General features: G+C 39.7%; 21 protein-coding genes, 1 other RNA gene and 1 other annotated feature. Of the genes, 2 read left to right on the top strand and 20 right to left on the bottom strand.

The window, feature by feature from the left end; translation table 11 throughout:
- Nucleotides 1-257: 257 nt before the first annotated feature.
- The 17 genes from mtnN to cymR form a co-directional block, all read right to left on the bottom strand.
- Nucleotides 258-947, bottom strand: a complete 690-nt coding sequence (gene mtnN / locus ACFQ19_RS04780; RefSeq protein ID WP_379590944.1) for a 5'-methylthioadenosine/S-adenosylhomocysteine nucleosidase — start codon at nucleotides 945-947, stop codon at nucleotides 258-260.
- Between the two features lie 15 nt (nucleotides 948-962).
- Nucleotides 963-1,715, bottom strand: a complete 753-nt coding sequence (locus tag ACFQ19_RS04785) for a YrrS family protein (protein ID WP_379590945.1) — start codon at nucleotides 1,713-1,715, stop codon at nucleotides 963-965.
- A gap of 265 nt (nucleotides 1,716-1,980) precedes the next feature.
- Nucleotides 1,981-2,457: a transcription elongation factor GreA gene (gene greA / locus ACFQ19_RS04790; RefSeq protein ID WP_379590946.1), complete on the bottom strand. Its 477-nt coding sequence runs from the start codon at nucleotides 2,455-2,457 to the stop codon at nucleotides 1,981-1,983.
- Nucleotides 2,458-2,649: 192 nt separating this feature from the next.
- Nucleotides 2,650-3,288 carry a uridine kinase gene (udk, locus tag ACFQ19_RS04795; protein WP_379590947.1) on the bottom strand — a complete coding sequence of 213 codons (639 nt, stop codon included), beginning with the start codon at nucleotides 3,286-3,288 and terminating at the stop codon, nucleotides 2,650-2,652.
- Between the two features lie 21 nt (nucleotides 3,289-3,309).
- Nucleotides 3,310-3,948 carry an O-methyltransferase gene (locus ACFQ19_RS04800; RefSeq protein ID WP_379590948.1) on the bottom strand — a complete coding sequence of 213 codons (639 nt, stop codon included), beginning with the start codon at nucleotides 3,946-3,948 and terminating at the stop codon, nucleotides 3,310-3,312.
- A 112-nt stretch (nucleotides 3,949-4,060) separates the two neighbouring features.
- Nucleotides 4,061-5,179, bottom strand: coding sequence for an endolytic transglycosylase MltG (gene mltG, locus ACFQ19_RS04805; RefSeq protein WP_379590949.1), 1,119 nt, complete (start codon nucleotides 5,177-5,179; stop codon nucleotides 4,061-4,063).
- A 268-nt stretch (nucleotides 5,180-5,447) separates the two neighbouring features.
- A complete protein-coding gene (locus tag ACFQ19_RS04810) occupies nucleotides 5,448-5,723 on the bottom strand; it encodes a DUF1292 domain-containing protein (protein WP_379590950.1) in 276 nt (91 codons plus the stop codon).
- Nucleotides 5,723-6,148, bottom strand: a complete 426-nt coding sequence (ruvX, locus tag ACFQ19_RS04815; RefSeq protein ID WP_379590951.1) for a Holliday junction resolvase RuvX — start codon at nucleotides 6,146-6,148, stop codon at nucleotides 5,723-5,725. The genes ACFQ19_RS04810 and ruvX overlap by 1 nt, the downstream gene beginning before the upstream one ends.
- Nucleotides 6,145-6,414 (bottom strand): IreB family regulatory phosphoprotein, encoded by a 270-nt coding sequence (locus ACFQ19_RS04820; RefSeq protein ID WP_379590952.1) that lies wholly within the window; start codon nucleotides 6,412-6,414, stop codon nucleotides 6,145-6,147. The genes ruvX and ACFQ19_RS04820 overlap by 4 nt, the downstream gene beginning before the upstream one ends.
- Nucleotides 6,415-6,505: 91 nt before the next feature.
- Entirely contained in the window at nucleotides 6,506-9,148 is a 2,643-nt protein-coding gene (alaS, locus tag ACFQ19_RS04825; RefSeq protein WP_379590953.1) for an alanine--tRNA ligase, read from the bottom strand.
- Between the two features lie 201 nt (nucleotides 9,149-9,349).
- Nucleotides 9,350-9,557 (bottom strand) — a binding site (T-box leader).
- Between the two features lie 110 nt (nucleotides 9,558-9,667).
- Nucleotides 9,668-10,744 (bottom strand): AI-2E family transporter, encoded by a 1,077-nt coding sequence (locus tag ACFQ19_RS04830; protein WP_379590954.1) that lies wholly within the window; start codon nucleotides 10,742-10,744, stop codon nucleotides 9,668-9,670.
- A 94-nt stretch (nucleotides 10,745-10,838) separates the two neighbouring features.
- Nucleotides 10,839-11,027: a hypothetical protein gene (locus tag ACFQ19_RS04835; RefSeq protein ID WP_379590956.1), complete on the bottom strand. Its 189-nt coding sequence runs from the start codon at nucleotides 11,025-11,027 to the stop codon at nucleotides 10,839-10,841.
- Between the two features lie 65 nt (nucleotides 11,028-11,092).
- A complete protein-coding gene (gene recD2, locus ACFQ19_RS04840; RefSeq protein WP_379590957.1) occupies nucleotides 11,093-13,429 on the bottom strand; it encodes an SF1B family DNA helicase RecD2 in 2,337 nt (778 codons plus the stop codon).
- A gap of 12 nt (nucleotides 13,430-13,441) precedes the next feature.
- A complete protein-coding gene (locus ACFQ19_RS04845; RefSeq protein ID WP_379590958.1) occupies nucleotides 13,442-14,116 on the bottom strand; it encodes a tetratricopeptide repeat protein in 675 nt (224 codons plus the stop codon).
- A 15-nt stretch (nucleotides 14,117-14,131) separates the two neighbouring features.
- Complete coding sequence (gene mnmA / locus ACFQ19_RS04850; protein WP_379590960.1) at nucleotides 14,132-15,244, bottom strand: tRNA 2-thiouridine(34) synthase MnmA; 1,113 nt, start codon at nucleotides 15,242-15,244, stop codon at nucleotides 14,132-14,134.
- 12 nt (nucleotides 15,245-15,256) lie between these two features.
- Nucleotides 15,257-16,399 carry a cysteine desulfurase family protein gene (locus ACFQ19_RS04855; RefSeq protein ID WP_379590961.1) on the bottom strand — a complete coding sequence of 381 codons (1,143 nt, stop codon included), beginning with the start codon at nucleotides 16,397-16,399 and terminating at the stop codon, nucleotides 15,257-15,259.
- A 21-nt stretch (nucleotides 16,400-16,420) separates the two neighbouring features.
- Nucleotides 16,421-16,846 (bottom strand): cysteine metabolism transcriptional regulator CymR, encoded by a 426-nt coding sequence (gene cymR / locus ACFQ19_RS04860; RefSeq protein ID WP_379590962.1) that lies wholly within the window; start codon nucleotides 16,844-16,846, stop codon nucleotides 16,421-16,423.
- Between the two features lie 204 nt (nucleotides 16,847-17,050).
- On the opposite strand from cymR, the gene ACFQ19_RS04865 reads away from it, so the two are divergent.
- Together ACFQ19_RS04865 and ACFQ19_RS04870 are read left to right on the top strand one after the other, a co-directional pair.
- On the top strand, nucleotides 17,051-18,319 hold the full coding sequence (locus ACFQ19_RS04865) for a replication-associated recombination protein A (RefSeq protein ID WP_379590963.1): 1,269 nt from the start codon (nucleotides 17,051-17,053) through the stop codon (nucleotides 18,317-18,319).
- Between the two features lie 455 nt (nucleotides 18,320-18,774).
- Nucleotides 18,775-19,458: an RsfA family transcriptional regulator gene (locus ACFQ19_RS04870; protein WP_379590964.1), complete on the top strand. Its 684-nt coding sequence runs from the start codon at nucleotides 18,775-18,777 to the stop codon at nucleotides 19,456-19,458.
- Nucleotides 19,459-19,534: 76 nt separating this feature from the next.
- Here the strand turns inward: ACFQ19_RS04870 and ssrS are convergent.
- The 3 genes from ssrS to aspS all read right to left on the bottom strand — a co-directional run bounded on the left by ssrS (nucleotide 19,535) and on the right by aspS (nucleotide 23,383).
- Nucleotides 19,535-19,717: non-coding RNA, 6S RNA (gene ssrS / locus ACFQ19_RS04875), on the bottom strand.
- Between the two features lie 77 nt (nucleotides 19,718-19,794).
- Entirely contained in the window at nucleotides 19,795-21,165 is a 1,371-nt protein-coding gene (gene gdhA / locus ACFQ19_RS04880; RefSeq protein WP_379590966.1) for an NADP-specific glutamate dehydrogenase, read from the bottom strand.
- A 439-nt stretch (nucleotides 21,166-21,604) separates the two neighbouring features.
- On the bottom strand, nucleotides 21,605-23,383 hold the full coding sequence (gene aspS, locus ACFQ19_RS04885; RefSeq protein WP_379590968.1) for an aspartate--tRNA ligase: 1,779 nt from the start codon (nucleotides 23,381-23,383) through the stop codon (nucleotides 21,605-21,607).

Below are 23,383 nucleotides of genomic sequence, written 5' to 3' on the forward strand. Positions count from 1 at the left end.
GTGACGAACCGATGTTGACTTTCACCCGCAGGGCATAAGTGCGACTTTAACTCTGTCTGCGCCTGACGGCTTGCCAATCGCCAAGTCTTCTTTATCGTAGGGCGCGACGTGAAATCTCCTAGTTTTTGGCGCTCGGAGCTGGACGTGGCTGTTTTACTATAAATAGTTATCCACAAGGCAATAATTCTATAATTTCCTATGCAACAAAAAAACTCGTATTCGCTTTTTCAACGAATACGAGTTTTTTAAACTACAGCTTATAATTTTTGAACCATTTTTATAATTACCTCTGCTGCATTCTGTGCTGCTTTATTTAAAAAATCATCAAAGGAAATCGATGATTCTTTTCCGGCAATGTCAGATAATGCGCGAATAATAACAAACGGCGTTTGATACTGATAGCAAACCTGCGCTACCGCAGCGGCTTCCATTTCCAATGCAAGCATATCTGGAAATCGCTCCTGCACAATTGCTGTCTGATCCTTACGTTGCATAAATGAATCGCCGGTTGCGATGGTACCTGTTTCTGCCTGAATACCTGTTTCTAAAACAATCTGATTTGCTAACTCTATCAAATCCGAAGAAGCAGTATAAACTGCAGGCATACCTGGAACTTGTCCATACACATAATCAAATGCTGTCGCGTCTACATCATGATGCAATACCTCCGTGGAAATAACGACATCACCTACCTCCAGATTATCAGCAAATCCTCCGGCAGAACCTGTATTAATAATTTTATCCGGATTAAATTGCTCATGTAAAATCGTCGTAGACATAGCTGCATTCACTTTTCCTATGCCAGACAGTAGTAGGACAACTTTTATTCCTTCCAGATAACCTTGATAAAAAGAAGTGTTTGCTACTTCTGTTTCTTTTACATCTGTCATTTTTTGTTTCAGCAATTCAATTTCTTCGTCCATTGCTCCGATTATTCCGATTGTCATCTTTATCCTCCATTATTACCCTGCGTCGTTTTCGCTCAGCTCTTCTACTTGCGTCGGCTGCCAGCCGTCACCGTCTACCCAATCTAAGAATACACGATAAAATTGTTCGTTATTTGAATCAGAAACGGTAGCAATGACTTTGTCAGGACCATTATTCCCAACCCAATGTTCAATCATATTATCCTCATTTAAACCAGTAACCATAGAAGTAGCTCTCTTAATTTCAGTACGATCTTGAGACCCGTCACTAAAATCCGTATTATGATCTCCTTCTTGTTCTGTACCTACCGGATCCCAGTCACCAGTATAGGCCTCTTCTACATCATCACCCGATGGCTCTGTTGATTCTCTATTTTCATCTTCATTTTCTTCGTCGTTCTCATTCTCATTCTCTTCCTCGTCTTCTTCGTTCGATGCATCTTCATCCTCGTTTTCATCTTCATCTTCATTTTCTTCTTCTCGATTGGCATCTTCGTTTTCAGACTCGTTGTCACTATCTTCTCCATTACTATCTTCGTCTTCTGAATCTGGATCTCTTATTAAAAAGCCATTATCTTCTTCTCCATCACCTTCACCGTTTTCCTCATCTGGAGAGGTGTTTTCGGATGCGTCGGATTCCGTTCCTTCTTCGGTTGTCTCATCTCCACCGCCAAATACCCATATGGAAAGGAAGAAAACCAGCACAACCCCTCCAATAATAGATAGAATAGTAATGGCTTTCGTATTTTTTCTTCTTTTTTCAAATTTATTTGATCTTGTTTGACTCACCTAAAAATCCTCCTAACTGCATTATTTGCTCTATACTATCATATCGAGTTCAGCAATTATTGTCTATTCTATTCTAGCACAAAAATACGGTTTGTCTCTTCTTAAAACTTAAAAAACAAAGAAGAAACTCTCTCTATTTTCAACATACTATTCGTTCAGGAGAGCTGATTTTTAACGTTTGGATTAGAAATTAAAAAACTTACAGCTTTAACAACTGTAAGTTTTTTGTGAAAGGATATACATTTGTGCAATCGCTTCCTATTTTTTATTCTACATTCGTAATCCGAACTTCAATTTCACCAGCTGGTGTTGTTACGGTTACTTCTCTTCCAATTTCATGTCCAAGCAGGCTTTTTGCCATCGGAGAATCATTGGATATTTTTCCTTCAAACGGATCTGCTTCTGCACTTCCTACAATCGTATACGTTTCTTCATCACCATCAGGTAATTCCTCAAAAGTAACGGTTTTTCCAAGTGCAACAACGTCCGGATTTGCATTATCATTCTCAATAATTTCAGCATTACGAATCATATTCTCTACTTGTGTAATACGTTGTTCAACAAAAGCCTGCTCATCTTTAGCAGCATCATATTCGGAATTCTCGGATAGGTCTCCGAAATCACGAGCTACTTTTATTCTTTCAACAACCTCTTGACGACGGTCCGTTTTTAAATAATGCAGTTCGTCCTCTAATTTAGCCTTCCCCTCTTGTGTCATATAAAAGCTTTTTTCTGCAGCCATCTCGATACACTCCTTTTTTCTTTTCTATCAAGGAATAATCACAGCTTATTCAATGTTAGCATCATTATTCATCAAGCTCTTTATTCCATGTATATTATTAATTAAAATAAGCTATATAGCTTATGACGCAACTATTCAAAATATACTAATCAATACTATGGCAGATATTACCTAAATTAGCAAGCGAAATAATTATTTAAATGCATTTTTTGCTAATATATTTTCTATTTTAGACGCCAGAATATCCACCGCAACATGATTTTCTCCGCCTTCTGGAATAATTAAATCAGCGTAACGCTTAGAAGGCTCGATAAATTGCATATGCGCGGGCCGAACAACTTGAATATACTGGTCAATAACCGAATCTAATGTCCTGCCACGCTCTTTAATATCTCGTACCAGACGCCGTATAATTCGTAAATCAGCATCTGTATCAACAAACACCTTGATATCCATCAAATCGACCAGACTCGCATCCTCTAATATCAAAATGCCTTCTACGATAATAACTTCTTTTGGTTCAACTTGAATGGTTTCATTGGAACGATTGTGTATCTTATAATCGTAAACAGGTTTTTCAATCGACTGATATGCAATCAATTGTTTAAGGTGCTCTACCAATAAATTATTATCAAATGCTAATGGGTGGTCATAATTTGTTTTCAGTCTTTCCTCAAAAGGAAGATCCGACTGATCCTTATAATAAGCATCCTGTTCAAGTACTAAAATCGATGTATCTTTAAAACGATCATAAATCGATCTGGTTACGGAAGTTTTTCCGCTGCCACTCCCCCCTGCAACACCAATTACGATGGGTTTATTCTTTTCCATGCTGCTGTCTCCTTACTTCTTTCATCTTTTATAGCTAATAGAAACACCATCATCTATCGGTATGATAGACGTATGATAATCAGGATGATTCATTAGCATTTCATTGTACGCTCTTAATTTCCGTACCAACGTTTTATATTTTTTGGGCGCTTCCTCATCTGAACATACCATGCCCCGGAACAATACATTATCCGTGATTAATATACCGCCGGCAGGGAGCATTTGATCAGCCAGGTTAAAATAAGATTGATATTGCCCTTTTGCAGCATCGATAAAAATAACATCAAACTGCTTTTTACTTTCAGCTAAGTCCTGCATGACTTCCGCTGCATCACCTGCAATCACTTCTATCTGGTTATCACGCTGCCAGGATTGAATATTGCTGATTGCTTCATAATAGCGTGTTTCATCTTTTTCAATGGTAATGATATCAGCATCCGTCGCACCTTCCAGCATACGCAAGGCAGAATAACCAATAGCCGTACCTACTTCCAATATTTTTTTCGGCTGTTTTACCTTTAAAATAAGGTTAATCATATGCATACTGTTTCTGTCTATGATTGGCACATGATTCTCTTCTGCATCATTTTCCAGCATTTCAACAGAAGCAGAGGATGCCGGCAGCAGTGATTCGAGGTACCTTTCGATTTCTTTATCCATCTCACCATTTCCTTTTACTAAAAATCTTTTGGCCGTCATGTTTAAAAAAGAAAACGGAAAATGGAGAGAGTCTCCATTAATCCGTTTAAGTGTGTACGTTAAAACACACGCTTTAATTTATATATTCTTCCCGATTTTCAACATGTTCTTCAAAGGTTTCTGAAAAGTGAATATTACCATCTTCATCATGTAAGAAATAAAGATAGTCTGATTCTTCCGGATTCAGGACAGCTCGCAAAGAGTTTTCAGCAAAATTAGATATAGGCCCTACCGGCAGTCCGTCTACGATATACGTATTGTATGGAGATTCCACTTCTAAATCTTCAAAAGTAACAACTGATTGATGCTCTCCTATGGCATATAACACCGTCGGATCTGTCTGCAGCTTTAACTCATCGTCCAAACGGTTATGAAATACACCTGCAATTTGTGAACGTTCCTCTTCATGAGCGGTTTCCTTCTCCACTACCGATGCAAATGTGATAGCTTCATGCGGTGTAAAATCTTGTTCCGCTATTTCGCCTTCATATTGCTGGAAAATAGAATTTGTTTGTTCAACCATACAATCGATAATGGATTCAATAGTTGGTTCTTCTTCATAAAATTCATAAGTAGAAGCAAACATATAACCTTCTAAAGGCATCCGAATATCTTCGTCCAGAATATCTTCCGTTAATAGATCAGGGTATTCCTCCATTAATTCCTCAATAAAATCAGGGTCATTGGCTACTTCCATGAACTCTTCCTGGGAGAAATTGAAATTGTCACTGTATATTTCTGCAATTTCTTCAATCGTTAACCCTTCCGGAATAGTTATGGTATACGCAGCATCTATAATGATTCTTCCGCTCTGTAAGGATTCAATAATGTCATCCATACTCATGGCCGTATTAAATGTATAATTTCCGGCCTGAAATTCGTTCACATTATTAAATTTCGTGTAGAGCCGGAAGATGCGTTCATCTTTGATAATGCCATTTTCCTCAAGTATGCCGGCAATCGTTGAGCTGGAAGAACCAATCGGAATCTCTACTTCTGCCGGGGTGGAATTTTCCTCATCCACCGGTTGCAGTGCAGAATGAATATATAAATAACCGGATATTCCTCCAATTATTATAATCAGGGTAAAACTTATAATAATAATTGCTACAATCTTTCTGACTTTCGAAGCTTCTTTTCCTCTTTGAATAAGGTTTTTTTGGAATCCATTATGCTTGTCGTCTTTTGACACCGTGTATCCCCCTTTCATCCGGTTCATTATACTAAATTCATATATATTTATCCAATATTCCTGTTGTTTTATTTCATCCTTCTACATTTTTAACAAAATTGATTGTTTTTATCAGGAATATTGGAGAAAGTTATATTTTTAGCAGGTAATGAAAGGTTTGCCAATTCAGATGAAAGACGTGATTCTTTGTTTCGTCAAAAGTGTATACAAATTCACCGTAAAAGAAAGCCGACGCCATCAGGTATGGACATCCGCTTTCTTTTAGCATTTACTCTTCTTCGTCTGCCAATGTATTTAACATTTCTTCGACCATTTCCCACTCTTGATCGGAATCAATCGGGTAAAGTGTAAAATCTTCATTTTCCTGTTCTTCGTAACGAAATGCGTATACTTCTACTTCTTCTTCCTCAGCTTGTTCAGCGGGTACAACAGCTATATAGGATTGCTCTGTTTTATCCACATCAAATGTGAAAAGCACTTCAAATAGATGTTCGTCCCCATTTTCATCCGGAATAACAATTCGTTCTTTTTCTTCTAATGACATTAAATAACGCCTCCTTTCGAGTCAAGATAACCTTGTAAAATCATTGTAGCTGCCATCTTATCAATTACTTTTTTTCTTTTTTTGCGGCTCATATCTGCTTCCAAAAGCACACGTTCCGCTGCCATGGTGGTTAAACGCTCGTCCCACATCACAACAGGCAATTGATATTTTTCTTCGACATATTCAGCATAGCGCTTGGATGCCTCAGCTCTTTCACCAATTGATCCATCCATATTTTTCGGCAGGCCGACAACAATCTGAGATACATCATTTGCATCTATCAGATTGTTGAGTTCTTCATCGGCCGATTCGATTTCCGCTTCATTCCAATAAATGGTGGTCAATCCTTGGGCAGTCCACCCAAAGGCGTCACTTACCGCAACACCTATTGTTTTTGAACCGACGTCTAAACCTATTGCTTTCATGAATTCTCCTTATTTTGTTCTAGATAAAACTTGACAAGTTCTTCAATTACTTCATCCCGCTCCACTTTACGTATTAAATTACGCGCATCATTATACCTAGGAATATAAGCTGGGTCACCTGATAGTAGATAACCGACTATTTGGTTAATCGGATTATATCCCTTTTCCTCTAATGATGCATGAACAGTCATTAAAATCTTTTTAATATCCTGGTCAAATGGTTCTTCGGAAAAGTTGAATTTCATTGTTTTATCAATTGAACTCATAATGACACCTCGTCCTTCATTAACCTTCTACTATTTTAACATGTTTATCTTTCTCATTATACTTATTAATGAGGAAAGATACAACCAAGGATTAAGCATTTGTCATGTCTTTTACATAAGTTAAAGCACTTTGTAATGCTTCTGTAACTTTAGATGGGTCTTTACCCCCAGCTTGAGCCATGTCTGGACGACCGCCGCCGCCACCGCCGCAAATCGTAGCTGCTTGCTTTACTAAATGACCTGCATGGAGATTTTGATTCATGACATCCTTTGTTACCCCTGCAACAAGCTGTACTTTATCATTATTGACAGCTGCGAGAAGAATTACACCTGACTCTACTTTCTGTTTTAATTCGTCTACCATAGAACGCAGCTGGTTCATATCTTTTACATCAACTTGTTTGGCCAGGACTTTTACATTATTTACCTCGATTATGTCATCTAAAATAGACGAAGCTTCCATATTCGATAGTTTAGCTTGCAAAGAATCAACTTGTTTTTGTGTTTCTTTTAATTCATTTTGCAATGCTGTTATTTTTTGAGGAACTTGTTCCTCAGTTGCTTTTAATAATGCGCCTGACTGTTGTAATAATTCAATTTTGCTGTTCAGATACGCATAAGCTTCTTTGCTGGTAACAGCTTCAATTCTTCTTGTTCCTGCTCCGATGCCGCTTTCGGAAACGATTTTAAACAGGCCGACTTCTGCTGTATTGCCTACATGGCATCCGCCGCATAATTCGATACTGTAGTCGCTGATTTGAACAACACGGACAACATCGCCATATTTTTCACCGAATAATGCCGTTGCGCCCATGGATTTTGCTTCTTCTAGTTCTTTGGTCTCGATGATAACCGGCAGTGATTCCCATATTTTTTCGTTCACTATTTTTTCGATTTCTTCCAGTTCTTCTTCTGTTGCACTGCTGAAATGGGAAAAATCAAAGCGGAGCCGATTTCTTTCATTTAATGAGCCAGCTTGGTTTACGTGTGATCCAAGTACATCTTTTAATGCTTGATGCAGCAAATGCGTAGCAGTATGGTTTTTGATAACATCATTGCGGAACGCTCTATCCACGACAGCTTCTGCTTCTTCAGAAACTTGCAATACGCCTTCTGTCACTTCAACACGATGGATATGCTGTCCATTCGGCGATTTTTGAACATCTTTGACTACTGCATATGCATTGTCCGTTTTAATAGAACCAATATCAGCAACTTGCCCGCCGCTTTCTGCATAAAAAGGGGTTTCTTTCAGCAAAATATACGCTTCTTGTCCTGCTTCAGCATATTCTGTTACTGCTTTATGCTGAATAATCGTCTGAATAACAGTATTTTTTTCTAAAGTCGAATACCCTACAAATTCACTATCTACATGAATGGTTGAAAATATGGTATCCTGCACCTGCATGGAATCCACTTTTTGACGTGCATTTCGAGCCCTTTCCCGCTGCAGTTGCATTTCCTTTTCGAAACCTTCCTGGTTCACGGTGAAGCCTGCTTTTTCCACGTATTCTTCGGTTAATTCTTTTGGAAACCCGTACGTGTCATAGAGACGGAAGACTTCTTCTCCCGGAAATACATTACTTCCTTTTTCTTTTTCTGACTCCATCAGCTTTGTCAAAATCTCCAGACCGTCATTTAATGTTTCATGAAAACGTTCTTCTTCTACTTTAATGACTTTTTGGATATAATCTGTCTCTTTGACTACTTCTGGATAAAAATCCTTCATAATTTCTGCTACTACCGGAACGAGCCGATACATAAAAGCTTCCTGGATATCGATATCTATGGCGAACCGGACAGCACGGCGCAATAACCGGCGGAGAACATATCCTCTGCCTTCATTAGACGGCATTGCTCCGTCGCCAATAGCAAAGCTTACTGTACGAATATGATCTGCAATTACTTTAAATGCTATATCTGCAGCTTCGTTTTCTCCATATTTTTTATCGGCAATCATTTCTGTTGCCTGAATAATCGGCATAAACAAATCTGTTTCATAATTTGTAGGTACCTCTTGGATAATCGATGTTAACCGTTCTAGCCCCATCCCCGTATCAATGTTTTTCTTCGGAAGCGGCGTATAGGTGTCGTCCGGATTATGGTTGAACTGAGAAAACACCAAGTTCCAGACTTCTAGGTATCTGCTGTTTTCTCCGCCCGGATAAAGTTCCGGATCAGACGAATCATTTCCATAACTTTCTCCTCTATCATAGAAAATCTCGGTATTTGGTCCGCTCGGGCCTTCCCCGATATCCCAAAAATTTTCCTCCAACCGGATAATGCGTTCTTTAGGGAGACCAATTTTTTGCAGCCATAAATCATACGCCTCATCATCTTCCGGGTGAACCGTGACTGCTATTTTTTCCGGATCAAAACCAATCCATTTTTCATCTGTAAGAAACTCCCATGCCCATTCAATTGCTTCTTTTTTAAAATAATCCCCGATGGAGAAGTTGCCCAGCATTTCAAAAAAAGTATGGTGGCGGGCAGTAAATCCGACATTTTCAATATCATTTGTGCGGATTGCTTTTTGCGCATTTACAATTCTTGGATTCTCTGGAATGATACGACCATCAAAATACTTTTTTAATGTTGCTACGCCGCTATTAATCCATAACAGTGTAGGATCCTCATGCGGTACCAGTGAAGCACTTGGCTCCACCTGGTGCCCTTTCTCTCTAAAAAAATCAATAAACATCTGCCTGATTTCTGCGGAACTCAAAGATTTCAATTTATTTTTGCCTCCTTCATTTAGGTCTTCTCCAAAATCTATGGGTGACAATTGGATATAATTTTGCTAATATCAACCGCTGCGGAAAAACACTACGCTAACCAGTTTCATTAACTAATTCATGAAATAATATCAACCATACATTTGGGTGTTGAACCCTTCATTTATGTATGAACATAAAAAATCTCCTCACTGCATGATTGCAGGGACGAGATTTCGCGGTACCACCCTTATTATGAACGAAAAAAATGCGTTCATCACTTTCAGCATTATAACGGTATGATACCGACGGGGATTAGCCGTACTCCGGTGTAGCTTTCCATAACCATTTATTCAAGAATCCTTTCAGCCGGGGGACTCCCTCTCTTAGAATATTATGTCATGTACTCAGCACCTTCAGCGTGATTAACATCATATATAACAGGTTGTGTTATTTTCTGTTGTTTCGTATGATTCTAGCGTTATTATATTGATTTTTCGGCTCTCTGTCAATTTTTCTTACTTGAAGCCATATGAAATTTAAGTTTCCCGCTGACGGCTTTTGGAAAGCTGATACTGTTGAATCAGTACTTTCAGCATTGTGAAAACAGGAACGGAAATAATCATACCTATGACACCAGCCAGCTGTCCGCCTAATAATAAAGCAAAGATAATACCGATTGGATGAATTTTGACGGTTTTCCCCATAATATACGGCGATAACAGATTACTTTCTATCAATTGGATGACAAAGATAATCAATATGACGAACAGGGCTTTTTCAGGCTGTATCATATAAGCTACCGTGACAGCCGGAACAGCACCAATAATTGGTCCAAAATAAGGAATAATATTGACGATTGCCAGAATAATTCCTAATAATAAAGCGTACGGCAAGTCCAGCCACATCCAACAAAGTGTAGAAATAGCACCTACTACCGCACTAATAATGAACTGACCGCGGATATAGCCGCCCAGTCCCTTGCTTATTTCCTTACAGATGTTCCCTGTTTCATCCCGATAGGTTGCTGGAACAAATCGAAATAAAAAAGATTTGATAAACGGGTAATCTTTCAGGAAATAAAATACAAGCACTGGGATAACAGTCAAGAGGATAATGGCGTCCATCATATCATTAAAACCGCCAATCACACTTCCTGAAAGGTTATTCATCGTATCCTCTAACGATTGAATGAACATATCCAGACGGTCATGCACTGTTTCCGGCAGAAAGGAAGTAGATGTGTATACCTTGTTTAGGCCATTCTGATATAAGGAAATAAATTCTGGAAAATTTTGGCTCACTTCCTTTATTTGTTCCACTATTAGCGGATATGCCCGATAAATCGCATAACCGGCTCCTCCAAAAAAGAATAAGTAGATAACTAATACCGCTACGCCCCGATGAATGCGATACCGGTGCATCCATTCAATAAACGGATGCAGAAGAAAAGCTATCATGCCGGCAATTAAAAATGGAAGGAGCAATTTACCGATAAAAGAAAAAAATGCCGCATAAAAAGGTTTGGTAATCGCTAAAAAGTATAAAAGGATAAAAGAGAGAATCGCAATTACCAGAAAATAAAGGATTTGTTTAACGTTTAGTTTTCTCCACATATAATCACTCCCAGTCCATGGTAGTGTAACCAACAGACTGGGAGTTTATCACAAATAATTATGCGTACGATTCCAATGGAGGAAGCTTCACTTTTTATAATAGTCTCCGCTCTTCTTTAGAAAATAAATCATCTAATGAACTGAGCGTTCCATCCGATTCTATCTGATGGATGTGCAATTCCTCCCCGGAAACGGTTAGTTCAATCGAACAAACCCAGCAATAATAACTTGTGGGGCTTAATTTTCCTATTTGTTTTTCCCGGCAATTTGGACATACCAGCATATTCCTTCATCCTTTTTCCGCTTGGTATCATCCAAGTATTGCCCTGAAATTTTAAATATATACATCTATTCCATAAAATCATAAGGAGATAATTCTTCTTCGGGGATGTCCTCGATTGTTTCATATTCTTTTTTCTCTGCTTTTTGATCAGCTAATTGTATCTTCAACATTTCCTGCAGGGAAGTATATCTCCGGTTTGTGTCCTCTGTTTGCACACCTTTGAAAAATGCATCTCTTTCCCCGCAGATAATTAGTGATTCTTTTCCTCTTGTAATCGCTGTATATAAGAGATTTTTCCGCAGCATACGATGGTGGGAATAAACAACAGGAAGAATCACAATCGGGAATTCACTCCCCTGTGACTTATGAATGGAGATACAAAAAGCATGTGTAAAATTATTATAATCTTTTCGGATAAAGACAACTTCTTTATCTTCAAAAGCAATGACAATTTGCTCTTCATTTTCTTCGTTTTCTTCCGGTTTAAAGATGGCGACAATTTCGCCGATATCTCCATTGTAAATGCCATCGTCAGGCTGATTAATCAGTTGAATCACACGATCTCCTACACGAAAAACAGCCTCTTGATAAACAATCTCCCGTTTCTTTTCTCCTGGCGGGTTGATTAACTGCTGCAGTGCTTCATTAATCGCATGGATACCGGCTTGGGAACGATACATGGGAGACAAAACCTGAATAGAAGCAGGATCAATCCCTTTATTCTGTGCTTTTTCAATAATCGAGGTCAATACGTCTGTCATCTGGTAGTCATAACAGGGAATAAAACTGAAATCACGCGCATTTTCCAAGGAGCGGTTATCATAATCCGTATTTTTAATCTGGTGAGCAAGCTGAATAATTTTAGAACCCTCTTTCTGACGATACACATCCGTTAAAGAGATAACCGGCAAAACGCCGCTTTTCATCAGATCTGTTAAAACCTGCCCCGGACCCACTGATGGAAGCTGGTCTTCATCTCCAACCAGGATAACTTGCATCGAATCTGGAATAGCTTTAAATAAATGATTGGCTAACCAGGTGTCCACCATCGAGAATTCATCGACAATCAACAATTTGCCGGATAACGGTTCCTGCTCATCTTTTTCAAAACTGCCCATCCCATTCCAGCCGAGTAACCGGTGGATGGTGACAGCCGGCAAACCAGTAGATTCTGACATCCGTTTTGCAGCCCGGCCGGTTGGAGCAGTTAATACAAACGGAAAGTCCCCTTTTTTCTTATAATCCGACGGTTCTAAGGAAAGCTCGTGAATCTCGGCAAAAGCTTGAATAATTCCAGTAATAACCGTTGTTTTTCCAGTTCCCGGTCCGCCCGTTAAAATCATCATTTTGGAATGGATCGCCTGCACGATAGCATCAAACTGTTCTTTTCCGTAGCTCAAGGACTCTGCTTCTTCGATGTCACCTGTTATTTTCAAAAGTTCTGCTAAAGGTATTTCCTCTTCCACCGGTTTGCTGAGAATTTTTTTCAGACTGGCAGTAAAGTTATCCTCTGCATAATATAAAGAAGGCAGATAGATGCGTTCATCCACACCAATGATTTTTTTCTCTGTATTTAACTGCATGATAACATCGGAAACATAGCCCTGATCTGGATCCGGAAGATGAAGCAGAGCAATAACCTCCTGCACACATTTGTCAAAGGGCAAATAGACGTGTCCTGCCTGCATACTCTGTTGCAGAATATAGATAACCCCTGCGCCGATACGGCTCTCGTGGGTATGTGAAATACCTTGAGTGGAGGCTATTTGGTCTGCCGTTTTAAAACCGAATCCCTCAATATCAAAAACATATTGATATGGGTCTTTTTCCAATATTTCTAACGCCTTATCGTGATAGGTCTGGTAGATGACCTGAGCCATTTTGAGGCCTATCCCATATTCAGATAGTTGGACTGCAACTCGTTCAAAACCTTGGTTTTCCCTGAGGCGCTCAGCTAATTTTCCTCCTGTTTCCTGTGATAATCCGGAAACATTATCTAAAACCGATGGGTCATCAATAATTTTAGAAACCGCATTTTCCCCCAGCTTCTCCACAATTTTGGCAGCACTCTTTTTACCGACACCATAAAATAGATCACTGGACAAGTATTGGATAAGCCCGTCCTTGGTTGTCGGCAAAATTGTCTCATAAGATTGTACTTTTAATTGTGGTCCGTAGCGAGGGTGCTTTTCCATCGCTCCATAAAAACAATAGGCAGTCTGATCCTGAAGCTGATCAAAATACCCTTTTACAATGATTTCTTTATTGCCATAATCAAGGTTTGTTTTTGAGATTTTAATTCGAACGATAGAGAAATGCTCTGCCTCATTACGAAATATCGTATTTATGACACTTCCTGTCACAAAGGGCAGTGCTTCCTTCGCTTCTATCTGATTTCCCATGCTGATTACCCCTTATTTGTCCTCGGATTGCTCCTCCATATACTGTAAAGCTATTTTCTTTCCATTTGCAGCCAGCATATGGTCCGGTTGCAACTCCAACGCTGTTTCAAAATGATGTTGTGCTTCTTTTATTTTTTCATGGAATAATGCAATCACACCAAGATTATAATAAGCATCACTATGCGCTTCATCTAATTCGAGCACTTTTTCAAATGTCTGCTGTGCTTCTTCTAAAAACTCAGCCTGTGCCAGAGAAAGACCATATTGAAATAGAAAGTTTTCATCATTTGGTTCTATTTCTGTCGCCCGCAGTAAATATGGCAAGGAGAGTTTCCATTGTTCCTGGTTCCGGAAGCACATACCGAGCATAAAGTAAGCATCTGCTTCTTCCAGTCCTTCTTCGATTGCTTTTAAAAAGGATTGTCCGGCTTTCTCATAATGTTCCTGCTCAAAATAAAGATTTCCCAGCCCATAATGCGCAGCCGCTGCTTTTTCATCCAGTTCAATGGCGCGTAAAAAGAAACGTTCCGCACGCTCAGCCTCATCCAATTTCATTAATAGATTACCGAAATTAATATACCCTAAAGGATCATCGGGAGACTCTTCAATCACTTCATTAAACAGCTGTGCTGCTTCTTCATACTTTTTTTCATTTAATAGTGTAATAGCCTGTTGATTTTTATCCATCCGTGCATCCCCCTGTTAGCCGACATATTGCAGTGCTTTATCGTCTTTTATAATTTCATCAATTGTTCCGCCGCCGAGACAAACATCTCCTTGATAAAATACGACAGCTTGTCCCGGGGTAATAGCCCGCTGACTGTCTTTAAACGAGACATATGCTTTATCATCTTGTACCGTTACAGTTACCTCTGCATCTTTTTGACGATAACGAAACTTCGCGGTACAAGTAAACGTTTCTTCCAATCTATCCGGCTGAATCCAGTTCATATCCGTTGCCACTAATGCATCTGAATAAAGGTATTCATTATGATAGCCTTGTGCGACATATAAATAATTATCTTGTAAATTTTTTCCGACCACAAACCATGGATCACCGGATCCGCCGATGCCAAGGCCCTGACGCTGTCCCAAAGTATAATACATTAAACCGTCATGTGTTCCTTTTTCCACACCATCCATCGTCATCATTTTACCTGGCTGTGCTGGCAAATATTCACTTAAGAAAGTTTTAAAATTCCGTTCGCCAATGAAACAGATCCCAGTAGAGTCTTTTTTCGTTGCGGTAGCCAAACCGTGGTCTGCTGCAATTTTGCGTACTTCCGGCTTCGGCAGATGACCTAGCGGGAACATGACTTTTTCCAGTACATCTTTACTCAGTTGATTTAAGAAATACGTCTGATCTTTATTATCATCAACACCGCGAAGCATTTGCACTTCGCCGTTTTCATCCCTGGCTACTTGCGCATAATGTCCAGTTGCCAAATAATCTGCTCCCAAAGAGAGCGCATGGTCCAGAAATGCTTTAAATTTGATTTCTTTATTACACATGACATCCGGGTTCGGTGTTCTTCCTGCTTTATATTCATTCAGGAAATACGTAAACACTTTATCCCAGTACTGTTTTTCAAAGTTCACGGAATAATAAGGAATATCTAATTGGTTACATACTCGTACCACATCATCAAAATCTTCTGTCGCCGTACAAACACCAAATTCATCCGTATCATCCCAGTTTTTCATAAAGATACCGACCACGTCATATCCTTGCTGTTTTAATAGTAATGCTGCAACGGAAGAGTCGACCCCGCCGCTCATCCCGATGACAACACGTGTGTCTTTATTCTCTTTCATTGTCGCCCCTCCTTAATTTGTTAATCTTTGTACAATACGTGCAATTCTATCTGCTGCTTCTTTTACATTTTCACTTGTATTAGCCAATCCAAAACTGAAACGAATGGAGTTTGTGGTAACCGGACTGTCCGGACCAAACATAGCTGATAATACATGAGATGGCTCGACACTTCCGGCAGTACATGCACTGCCGCTGGAAGCCGCAACACCGCTTAAATCAAAATTGGTTAGCAATGCTTCTACATTCGCTCCCGGAAAGCGGATATTTATAATCGTCGAAACGGTTTTTTCAGGATCTCCATTAATATCAAAAGCAATGCCTGCTTCTGAAAATGTATCGGTTAATATCTGTTTGTATGCTTGATACTCTTGATTTCTTGCTGCTTTTGTTTCCATCGCTATAGCAGATGCCATTTCAAAACCGACTGCTGCCGGGATATTTTCGGTTCCCGGCCGGCGTTTCCGTTCCTGTTCTCCGCCGGATTGAATCGGGTTCATTGACACTCCTTCACTCGCATATAAAAAACCGATACCTTTAGGTCCGCCGATTTTATGGGCAGAGGCGGTCAATAAGTCAATATGCTGCGCGTGCACATCGATATCAACCAGTCCATAAGCCTGAACGGCGTCTGTATGAAAATAAGCTTGATGGTCTTTTACCGATGAACCAATTTCGCTGATAGGCTGGATAACGCCAGTCTCATTATTGACATACATGATAGAAACAAGAATCGTATCATCCGTTAAAGCTGCTTCTACATCCCGGGCGGAGACCAGCCCTTGTTCATTGACAGGTAAATAAGTGATACGAAATCCTTGTTTTTCCAGTCTTTCTGCTGTGTGCAGTGCTGCATGATGCTCCTGCGTGGTTGTGATAATATGTTTTCCTTTGGCCTGATTCGCTTCTGCAACGCCGACAAGAGCCATGTTATCCGCTTCGGTGCCGCCGCTTGTAAAAATAAGTTCCTTCTCATTGGCACCAATGGATGCTGCAAGCGCCTGTCTTGAAGCATCCAGCTGCTGTCTTGCCTTTCGTCCAAAGGAATGCACACTTGATGCATTGCCGATGATCCCTTCATAAGCAGGAATCATCGCTTCCGCAACTCCCTTTGCCATAGGGGATGTAGCGGCGTGATCTAAATAGATTGCTTCCATGAGTCAAAATCCTTTCCAGCCTTAAATATAAAACATGTACGCTTCTGCAGGTTCTTCATCATCGCCATCATAATTGGCCAGGTCTTCAAGGGTGGTTTTATCTAATATCCCTTTCACCGCATCTCTGATTTCCAGCCATAATGAAGCTTGTGCCGGTTTTTCGTTTTCCATGCCCTCTACAATGGTTAAAGGACCTTCCAGTACACGAATCACATCGCCTGCTTTAATTTCATTCGGCTTTTTCGCAAGCTGGTAGCCGCCATATGCTCCGCGGATACTCTTAATAAGACCAGCATTTCTTAACGGCGAAGCAAGCTGTTCTAAATAATGCTCCGACAAATCATTGTCTTTGGCAATTACTTTCAAAGATATCGGACCGTTTCCTTCATTCTTTGCCAACTCTATCATTATTGTCAGTCCATATCTTCCTTTAGTTGAAATTTTCATCAAATACACCTCATTTTTAACTATCATTACACTTTTTCGTATTATCTAATCTATATCATGCATGAAATACCGTACATTATTTCATACCATTTACACAAATATAATTCACGTTACACCTATTATAGCACGACTGCTAACCTCTTGCATTTCTTCTATATCCGCTTTAAGCTAATAGAATACGATTTAGAGGAAAGGTGTTATTTCATGTATAAACAACCACTAGCATATCGAATGAGACCAAAAAACATAGATGATATTATAGGACAAGAACACTTGGTAGGTCAAGGAAAAATCATTGATCGCATGGTGAAAGCGAACCAGCTCTCTTCCATGATCCTGTTTGGCCCGCCCGGAACCGGGAAAACATCCATGGCATTTGCTTTTGCAGAAACGGCAGGTTTGCCCTCCAAAACGTTAAATGCTGTCACAGATAAGAAAAAGGATATGGAAATTGTTGTCGAGCAGGCAAAAATGCAGGGACAAACTGTGCTTATCTTGGATGAGGTCCATCGCCTTGATAAAGCCAAGCAAGATTTTTTACTGCCGCATTTAGAGAATAATCTGCTGACGTTAATCGGCTGTACAACAAGCAATCCTTATCATTCCATTAACCCGGCAATAAGAAGCCGCTGTCACTTATTTGAACTGCACGGTTTAACATTTGAGAATGTGAAAACAGCACTCCATCGTGCGATAGAAGATGCAACGAACGGGTATGGGGAAAAACATGTCCACATGGATGAAGACGCACTGGAACATTTTGCGATTGCAGCAAACGGAGATTTACGAGCTGCATTAAACGGTTTGGAACTGGCAGTCAGCTCTACCCCGCCGGATGCTTCGGAGCAAATAAAAATAACATTGGACATCGCAGAAGAATGTATGCAGAAGAAAAGTTTTACGCACGATAAAGACGGAGATGCCCATTATGATGTTTTAAGTGCTTTTCAAAAATCGATTCGAGGAAGTGACGCTGATGCTGCGCTTCATTATTTAGGACGTCTTATCGAAGCTGGTGATTTGGACAGTATCGCTAGAAGGCTGGTTGTCATTGCTTATGAAGATATTGGTCTGGCAAGTCCGCAGGCAGGACCTCGTGCAGTGTCAGCTGTACAAGCTGCTGAACGGCTCGGGTTTCCGGAAGCGCGCATCCCTTTAGCTGATATTGTCGTAGAGTTAGCCCTCTCTCCTAAATCAAACACGGCTTACAAAGCACTGGATGCAGCTTTAACAGATATACGAAATGGAAAAAGCGGCGACATTCCTGCTCACTTAAAGGACGCCCATTACGCAGGAGCCAATAAACTCGGCAGAGGAAACGATTATCAATATCCGCATAACTACCCCGGAGCCTGGGTAAAACAGCAATACCTGCCAGACACAATTAAAAATCGGCAATACTATGCGCCAAAAGACACTGGAAAATTTGAAAGTGCTCTTAAACAAGTATATGAGCGGGTAAAAAAAGATTAAGCACTAAAAACTTTTAAAAATACACTCTATAACTCAACTTTCGTACCTAAGAATAAGTATATAAACCTTGCTGTTTCAGGATGAACATAATCTCTATTATCATACTTGCTTTTTGTTCAATCATACTTTTATTTTTGAACAGGATAGGCTGTATAGCAACCGCTCCGGCCAAACCCTCCGCCGCAGCGGTAGCATATCAACGGTAGCCTTACACTTTACCTCCTCCTCTTCAGCAACAGATGTATGGAAAAAGTTACTTTTTAAATGTGAAAGTTGCATATATAATTAGAAAGCGATGTATATTTTCAAACTCCTCTGGAAAGAATAGAGTTTACTATAATCTTTCTAGTACGTTAGGAAAATGTGATATTTTAACGTGCCAAATACAGGAAAAGCCATACAGGCATCCAATAATAGATGTTTGTATGTTTTCTAAATGACGAGGAGTGAATAACATGGTAAAAGTGAGACAAGACGCCTGGTCTCATGAAGATGATTTATTATTGGCAGAAACAGTACTGAGACATATTCGGGAAGGAAGTACGCAGCTGAACGCTTTTGAAGAAGTAGGAGATCACTTAAACCGTACTTCTGCTGCTTGCGGGTTCAGATGGAATGCAGAAGTACGCAATAAATATGAAAATGCAATAGATTTAGCTAAGCGACAGCGAAAAGAACGAAAAAGAGCATTAAATAAAACGGTTCAAGCTGTTCCGAAGGCGAGCCCTGTTAATCTGCCAGAATATACACCTTCCGAAGAAGAATCAGCGGAAAAGGACAAGGTACCAGAGCCGCAAACCAATCTCGAACCGACTACAACAGTGAATCTAGATTCTGTGATTACGTATTTAAAATCTTTGAAGAAAGAATTATATACTTCGAATCAGTCGAAGTCTTCCATACAATCGTTAGAAAGCGAGAACAGTGCTTTAAAGACGAAAGCAGAAGAATTACAACAGAAGTTAACAGATACGGAGCAACAGCTGCAAGCGATGAAAGAAGATTATCAAACATTTATCCAGATTATGGATCGCGCCCGCAAAATGACCGTTTTTGAGGATAAAAATCCAGTCAGCGCACCGGCCTTCCGCATGGATAAAAACGGGAATCTGGAGCAGCTTGCACAAGGTTCCAATTAATTTCAAAAGGACAGCCGGCTTGTATACAAATCGGCTGTATACAAAAAATACTGCACAGATTTGTGCAGTATTTTTACGTAATCCCGATAGTGCCGTTCCACAATAAAGTTTTGATCCCGCTTTTAGCAGGTGGGTGTCCTGCTTTAAAGTTATTGTGCTTCCTTTATAAGGCATGCACGCACTTTAAAGACTTTACGGACTCCCTAACTTATAGGTGTTCGGTCAAAATACCAATTGTTAACGAACACATCAGGATTTGGTTAACGTTTTATTTTCTAACATATTAGCATACATTTATGGAAAGTACAAATCATAAAATGAGGAATTTTATCTCGTTTAGATAACTCCTTGTTCCACCATTGCATCTGCCACTTTTAAGAAGCCTGCGATATTCGCACCTGCTACAAGATTTCCAGGTTCTCCATATTCATTTGCTGCTTGAATGCTATTTTGATAAATATCCTTCATAATATCTTGCAGTTTGCCATCTACTTTCTCAAAGCTCCAAGCTACACGGCTGCTATTTTGCGCCATTTCTAATGCCGATACAGCTACCCCGCCTGCATTTGCCGCTTTTGCTGGGGCAAATAAAACATTGCTCTCCTGAAATTGATTGATAGCCTCTAAAGATGACGGCATATTAGCGCCCTCTCCTACAGCAATAACACCATTTTTTATTAACGTTTGAGCGGTCTCTTCGTCAATTTCATTTTGAGTCGCACTAGGTAAAGCTATCTCACAAGGAACTTCCCACACATTTCCATCAGCTACATATTCTGCATCAGGATACTTTTCTACGTATTCGCTTATACGTCCTCTTTCTACTTCCTTAATCTTCTTTACCAGTTCAATATCGATCCCATTCTTATCATAAATATACCCGTTGGAATCACTGCATGCAACAACTCTTGCTCCAAATTCAACTGCTTTTTCCATTGCATAAATGGATACATTCCCTGAACCGGATACAGTAACCGTTTTGTCAGTAAAATCTAGTCCATTATCTTGAAGCATCTCCTGCATAAAGTAAACCAATCCAAAACCAGTTGCTTCTTTTCGTGCTAAGCTTCCGCCGAAACTCAGGCTTTTACCTGTCAGAACACCTGGTTCAACAGTGCCTCTTATTTTCTTATATTGGCCATAAAGATAACCGATTTCTCTTGCGCCTACACCGATATCTCCTGCAGGTACATCCGTATCCGGGCCGATATGTCGTGATAATTCTGACATAAAACTTTGACAAAATCGCATGATTTCTAAATCTGACTTTCCTTTGGGATCAAAATCCGATCCGCCTTTTCCTCCGCCGATAGGTTGACCTGTTAAAGCGTTTTTGAAAATTTGTTCAAAACCTAGAAATTTAATAATACTTGTATTTACTGTTGGATGGAAACGAAGACCACCTTTGTATGGTCCGATTGCGCTGCTGAATTGCACACGGTATCCACGGTTCACTTGAACCTGTCCCGCTTCATCAACCCAAGGAACACGGAAAGCAATCAAGCGCTCCGGTTCTATAATTCTCTCTAAAATTCCTGCTTCCATGTATTCCGGATGTTTTTCAAAAACACCTTCCAATGATTGTACGATTTCTTCTACTGCTTGTAAAAATTCGGTTTCATGATGATTTCTTTGGTTTAACTCTTCATAAACTGTCTGAACATATTCTTTTGCTGTTTGATTATATTTCTTTACATTATTCCCCATAATATTTAACGTTCATCTCCTTTAATTAAACCAAGTTTTAAATTCGGGTGATTTTTATATTCTATACGAAAAAAAGACTGAAAACAAGAATAATCAAGTTTTTTCGCATGAAACTGACAAAAATATGAATTTTTTAGCACTATTTGAACTATTTCCGTTAGATAAGATGCTTTCTTTCCAGCCCCGGTCTGAAAAGCTTCTCATCCTTATAAGTGTCAAAGAAAGATGCACCACTTATAACTTATCACGCATCTTTTCTTTTTTGACATCTTTTTTAGGTTCTTCATCAAAATCAATAGTTGATCCATTACATTTAAAGCATTTCTTCCGCAACGGAAAATACAGTGCTTCCTCGCCCCCTCACAACTCCATCGCTAGATAGACATGGGGACTATGTTTCACTGCATCTTTCAGCTATTGATTTTGATGTCTCCCTCTTTTAAGCTTTATTTTCGTTTTGATTCGTTAAAGTAATCGACAATTCTTGCAGCTGCTCTTCGTTTACTTCACTTGGAGCTTCTGTCATCAAGTCAGAAGCAGATGCTGTTTTAGGGAAAAGAATTGTATCACGCAGATTAGAACGGCCTGCCAACAGCATAATGATACGGTCTAAACCAAGTGCAACACCTCCATGAGGCGGTGCTCCATATTCTAATGCATCCAGTAAAAAGCCAAATTGTTCTCTTGCCTCTTCTTCTGTAAACCCTAACGCTTGAAACATCTGGTTTTGAAGTTCTGTTTGGTGAATACGAACCGATCCGCCGCCGAGCTCATATCCATTTAAGACTAAATCATATGCATTGGCACGAACATTGACAGGATCCGTTAATAACTTTTCTTTATCTGCTTCTACCGGTGACGTAAACGGATGATGCGCTGCAAAATAACGGCCTAATTCCTCATCATATTCAAATAATGGCCAGTCCGTTACCCATAAGAAATGGAATGCCTCTTCATCAATCAATTGTAAATCTTTACCCAGCTTCTGACGCAAAGCCCCTAAACTATCATAAACAACGGAAGATTTATCAGCTACAAATAACAGTAAATCTCCGCTTTGAGCATGGGCTTTATCTACAATAGCTGCTTTTTCTTCGTCGGATAAGAATTTGCTGATCGGGCCTTTCACTTCTTCTTCTTCCACTTTCAACCAAGCTAAGCCTTTTGCACCATACACATTGACGTATTCTGTTAATTGGTCAATATCTTTTCTAGAATAACTATCTGCAGCACCCGCTACATTCAAGAGAGCTACTTTTCCGCCATTCTCTACTGCTTGTCTAAATACTTTAAACCCAGAATCCGCTACAATATCGGATACATGAATTAATTCTAAACCAAATCGTGTATCGGGTTTATCCGAACCAAAGCGGTCCATTGCTTCATCATAAGGCATCCGCTGTAAAGGAAGTTGAATATCAACACCTTTCACTTCTTTCATAACCTGCTTCATCATTTCTTCCGTCAAGGTCATAATTTCATCGCTTGTTAAAAAGGACGTTTCAATATCCACCTGTGTAAATTCCGGTTGACGGTCTGCACGCAAATCTTCATCGCGGAAACAACGTGCAATTTGATAATAACGCTCAAATCCGCCCATCATAATTAATTGTTTAAATAGCTGCGGAGATTGCGGCAAAGCATAAAATTCACCTGGGTGAACCCGGCTCGGCACGAGATAATCACGCGCTCCTTCCGGTGTGCTTTTTGTTAAAATCGGTGTTTCCATCTCTAAGAATTCATTATTATTTAAATAGTTACGGATGCTCTGTGTTGTTTGATGCCGTAATTGAAACGTTTCTTGCAAGCCTGGACGACGCAGATCCAAATAACGGTATTTCAACCGGATATCTTCTGCAATACTGACATCATCCTGAATCATAAACGGCGGTGTTTTTGCTTTATTCAGCACGGTGATAGAATTGACAATCACTTCCAATTTCCCGGTTGCAATTGCTGGGTTAACGGTTGACTCATCACGCAAAACGAGCTTGCCGATCACATCTATCACATATTCAGAACGGATATTTTCTGCTATTTCTAATGCTTCCTGAGAATAATCCGGATTAAAAACAATTTGCATTACGCCCGACTTATCACGTAAATCAATGAAAATAAGTCCACCAAGATCACGGCGTTTTTGAACCCATCCCTTCAGCCTGACTTCTTTTTCTATTTCATTTTCTGTTACATTTCCAGATAAAACACGTTCTGTCAT

This window comes from Oceanobacillus locisalsi, from assembly GCF_042675985.1.
Taxonomy (GTDB): Bacteria; Bacillota; Bacilli; order Bacillales; family Amphibacillaceae; genus Oceanobacillus; species Oceanobacillus locisalsi.